At 70.8% G+C, this 3,047-nt stretch carries 2 protein-coding genes and 2 pseudogenes; 1 reads left to right on the top strand and 3 read right to left on the bottom strand.

The annotated features are described in order from the left end of the window. A pseudogene (locus U9977_RS16880) lies at window positions 1-193 on the bottom strand (RDD family protein); the annotation flags it as partial. 217 nt (window positions 194-410) lie between these two features. Between U9977_RS16880 and U9977_RS16875 the strand changes: the two are divergent. Further along, window positions 411-1,418 carry a stage II sporulation protein M gene (locus tag U9977_RS16875; RefSeq protein WP_322750231.1) on the top strand — a complete coding sequence of 336 codons (1,008 nt, stop codon included), beginning with the start codon at window positions 411-413 and terminating at the stop codon, window positions 1,416-1,418. Window positions 1,419-1,476: 58 nt separating this feature from the next. On the opposite strand, the gene U9977_RS16870 is transcribed toward U9977_RS16875, so the two are convergent. Further along, on the bottom strand, window positions 1,477-2,772 hold the full coding sequence (locus U9977_RS16870) for a DUF58 domain-containing protein (protein WP_322750230.1): 1,296 nt from the start codon (window positions 2,770-2,772) through the stop codon (window positions 1,477-1,479). Between the two features lie 13 nt (window positions 2,773-2,785). Beyond that, window positions 2,786-3,047: pseudogene (locus tag U9977_RS16865) on the bottom strand (MoxR family ATPase); the annotation flags it as partial.

Here is a 3,047-nt window from a genome sequence, read left to right as displayed (position 1 = left end):
CCACGATGAGCAGATAGACGGTGGCGGCGAGCGCGTCGTTGTCCGGACCCACGATCATGAACGCGGCGAAGGCCATGATGAGGAGCGCGACGACCTGAAGGCTGAGGTCGACAGTGGCGGCGATGAGCCGCGAGCCGAGCCGGGCGACTCGAAGGTCGATCGTGACGGCTTCGCCGGTGACCAACTGGCTCACGCCGCGTCTCCGGTCCGTGTCGTCTCCCGCATGATTCTGGACGATATCTCCCGGGGGGTGCAGGCCCGGGCAGGGGCACCCATTATCCTCAACCTGTCTGTTCCCACCCATCCGATGTCTGCCGGATACTCGCTGTGATCAAGATGTGCAGTCGCAGTCGCAGTCGCAGTCGCAGTCGCAGTCCGGGCGCGGAGCGCGATGGAGAGGTGGGAGCCGAATGGATCTTGATGCATATGTCAGCCTGCATCGCGCCGAATGGGCCCGCCTGGAGGACCTCGTCCGGCGGGCCGCGCGGCCCCGCCGGATGTCCGGTGCAGAGCTCGACGAGCTGGTGGACCTCTACCAGAAGGTCGCGACGCACCTGTCGGTGATCCGTAGCCGCTATCCGGACCCGATGCTGGTTGACCGCCTTGCCGGCACGGTGACCCGGGCGCGGTCCGTTGTCGCGGGTGCCCGGGACCCGGGCTGGCATGTCGTCGGCAGGTTCTTCGCCGTGACGTTCCCGGCGGCGGTTTACGCCCGTCGCGGCTGGGTGTTCGCCACCTGCGCGGTTTCGCTCGCGGTGGCTCTCGCCCTGGGCCTGTGGGTGGTGAACTCCCCGGCCGCGTACAGCGGGCTGCTTCCCCGGGATGAGGTGGCAGCCCTGTGCCGGACGGATTTCGCCAGGTACTACTCGGAGAATCCCGCCTCTTCGTTCGCGGCACATGTGTGGACGAACAACGCCTGGGTGAGCGCCTCGGCCATCGCGCTGGGTGCCCTGGCTGGCATCCCGACGCTGACGGTGCTGTTGGTCAACGCCGGCAACCTCGGGCTTGTCGGCGGCTACATGACCAGCTGCGGCGAGGCGTCCCAGTTCTTCACGCTGATCCTGCCGCACGGGTTGTTGGAGCTGACCGTGGTGTTCACCGCGGGCGCGGTCGGCCTACGCCTGGGTTGGTCCATCATCGATCCGGGCCCGCGCCGCCGGGTCGAGGCGCTGGCGGCTGAGGGCCGGGCGGCTGTCGTGATCTCACTCGGCCTGGCCGTCGCCCTGGCGGTCAGCGGTCTGATCGAGGCGTTCGTGACACCGTCAGCCCTGCCCGCCGGGGTCCGGATCGCCATCGGCGCCCTCGCCCTGGCGGTGTTCGTCGGATATGTCTGGGTCTACGGCCGTCGTGCCGTGGCCGCGGGGGAGACCGGCGACCTGGAAGAGGATCTTTCTGCCGATCTCGCGCCGACCGTCTGACCGGGCACCGGCGCCACGTCGGGCCCGGTTCGGGCGAGCCTCTACAGGCTGTCGGGCGCTACAGGCTGCCGGCGGATTTCAGCGTCAGGTAGATGTCGGTGACGGCGGCCGCGTAGGTCGTGGGTGGGGCATCCACGACCTGCACACTGTGCTGGCGGAGCAGAGCGGTGAGCTGGCGTCGCCGAAGCAGCGCCTGTTCGGCAGCGGCGGCGGAATACAGCGCGCGGACGTCGCCGCGGCCGGCCGCGAGCTCAGCCACGCGCGGGTCGCTCACCGCCGCGACGACGACGGTGTGCCGAGCGGTCAGCGCCGGCAGCGCCGGCAACAGACCTTCCTCGATCACCGCGGGAGCAAGTTCGGTGAACAGCACCACCAGGGACCGCCGGCTGGCGGTACGCATGACCGTGGAGACGATCGCCCGGTGGTCGGCCTCGGTCAGCACCGGTTCCACCAGCGCCAGCGCGGCACTCATCCTGACCAGCAGATTCGGGCCGCCTGCCGAGGGCAGCGTGACGCGGGCGACCGCGTCATGGGCGATCAGGCTGACCCGGTCACCGGCCCGGGCGGCCACCGCGGCCAGTAGCAGGGCGGCGTCCATCGCGTGGTCCAGGCGTGGAGCGTCGCCGATCCGACCGGCGCTGGTCCGCCCGGTGTCCAAGACGCAGATGACCCGGCGGTCACGTTCCGGCCGGAACGACTTGACCGCGACCGTGCCGCGCCGTGCGCTGGCCCGCCAGTCGATCATTCGAACGTCGTCGCCCGGAACATAGTCGCGCAGGCTGTCGAACTCCGAGCCCTGTCCGCCCCCGCGCAGTGTGACGTTACCTTCGATCTCGTGCAGGCGGGCGAACGCGGCGGGAATGTGGCGGCGGGAGGTGAACGCCGGTAACACCCGCAGCCGCCAGGGCGCGACGTGCCGGCCCTGCCGGCCGGCGAGGCCGAGGGGTCCCAGCGAGCGGACCGTTATCCGGTACGGATGCCGGTCACCCCGGCGGGTGGGCCGCAGCACCATGTCGCCGAAGCGTCGTTGTCCAGCTGGGACGGTCACCGGCCAGACGCGTGGTGTGGCGCCCGACGACGGCGGCCAGGCGTCCCGGATGTGGGCGCGAACCGTCCGGCGCCCGGTGTTCGTCACCGCCAGAACGAGCGGCACCGCTTCACCGAGCCGTGCCGCGTTCGGCCCGGACCGGGCGAACACCAGCGTGCGCACGCCGCCGGCGAGCGTGAGATCCACGACGATTGCGACGATCAGCAGGCCGTTGGCCACCAGCAGCGTCCAGCCTGGGGCCGGGGAGAACAAAATGATCAGCGCGCTCGCGAATGCGAGCGCCGCGGCCCGTCCGGTGATGGCCACCCGTGAGTTCTTTTTACCGCGGTACGGGCACGGTGGCCAGCACCTGGTTGAGGACGGTGTCGGCGGTCACGCCTTCGAGCTCGGCCTCGGGACGCAACGTGAGCCGGTGCCGCAGGGTCGGTCGCGCGAGCGCCTTGACGTCGTCCGGGGTCGCATACCCGCGTCCGGACAGCCAGGCCCACGCCCGTGTCGTGGCCAGCAGCGCGGTCGCACCGCGCGGGGAAACTCCCAGCGCGACGGCGGGTGCGGCCCGGGTTGTCCGGGCCAGGTCGACG

This window comes from Protofrankia sp. Cas8, assembly GCF_963555845.1.
GTDB lineage: Bacteria > Actinomycetota > Actinomycetes > Frankiales > Frankiaceae > Protofrankia.
Note: the sequence above shows the minus strand (reverse complement) of the source record. Positions and strands in the feature narration are given on the sequence as shown.